This window comes from Mesorhizobium sp. M0870, from assembly GCF_040319775.1.
Lineage (GTDB): Bacteria > Pseudomonadota > Alphaproteobacteria > Rhizobiales > Rhizobiaceae > Mesorhizobium.
On record NZ_JAMYOI010000076.1, the window covers coordinates 1 to 1331 of the forward strand.

At 58.8% G+C, this 1331-nt stretch carries 1 protein-coding gene; it reads right to left on the minus strand.

From position 1 onward, the window contains the following. Window positions 1-1239 (minus strand): IS4 family transposase (locus NKH97_RS33185; protein ID WP_352776437.1); only part of this gene is annotated, 1239 nt, incomplete at its 3' end. Window positions 1240-1331 lie beyond the last annotated feature (92 nt).

The following is a 1331-nucleotide window of genomic DNA, read 5'->3' on the forward strand; positions in this document are numbered from 1 at the left end:
GCATGATCGCCCCCGTGTTTTTGGGAGGATGAGGTCTCCCAGCCGTTGTCTTAATCGGATGAGGTGTGCGGGTAGTTTTGCTGGCGCTTCGATCGCCATCCACCCCCATTCGTGACGAATGTAGTGCAGGGCTGTGGTGAAGCTCAATTCGGTTGGCTTGACCTCGGCTTCAGAGGCAACCTCGGCCATTTCCAACCGCACCAGATTGTAAGCCAGCAAGGCTCCCCAAACTTCCTGATAAACGGTCTGCGGTGTGCCGCTGCGCAGCGTCAATTCGCTGCCAAGAAGCTCCTGCTTCAGCTCTCGATAGCTGGTTTCGATCCGCCAGCGGTCTTCGTATTGCTGCACGATCTCCTGGGCAGGATAGGCCTTCTTGTCCGTCAATGAGGTGAGCAATATTCGCTTTTGCCCATGCCGGTTGACCGTCTCGATCGCCCGAGCTTCCCAGAATGTCGGCAAGTCGGGCTCGGCCTCGCGTGCTTGCGGCGAGACTTTCATGCGCACCCGATAGTCGGTGGCGTTCTGGTCCAGGCGCTGCCATGCACTGTTGCCTTTGGCCGGCAGGAGCCAATGACGTTGCTTGCCCTTCGATTGAAGCTGCAGCAGCAGGCTGGCGCTGAAAAAGCCCTTGTCGAAGACCGTCAGGGATTGGTCCGGCACTTGGTCGAGCAAGCTCTTGGCATAGAGCATCTCATTCTTGCCGTAGATCCCAAACACCGCATCACGCACCAGGTGCGTGGCGAGCGCCGTCAGGGTCAAGAGCCGTAGCTGCGGATAACTTGCAACAGCGCCGGATGCATAGGCTTGCGCTCCAAAATGCGCGCGGTTCTCCACGCTGTCGGCGACACGCAATGTGCTGCCATCCACGGCATAGCGCGCAAGACCCCGCCAGCCTCGCCCGACTTGGTGTCGCTCGTCCCAGCACGTCGCGCTCATCGCAAACAACTGCGCCAGCGGCGCCTGGCCTAAGCGCTGGCGGGCCTGCGTCAAGGCGCTCTTGGCAATGTCCGGGTTCACCTCATCGGGCAACACCAGATCCAGATGGGCCACCACCTCAGGCATGGACTGATGACGATACAAGGAAAGCGCAATCACCAGCCAGACAACTTGCTCGGCGGGGAGCTTGCGCTTGCGGATGCTCGCCTTGCCGCTGCTGGCAAGCGCCAAGGCGATCCATTCCGGATCAATTGCACCCGAAAGTGCCGATAAATCGGCTGTATGTCCTATGCGACCTGGCATCTCAAAACACGAACAGGATGGAAACGAATCTCCATCCTGTTCGATAGGTCTTACCAGATCCTCATCCAGCCCAACTTAAGTGAACTGCATTA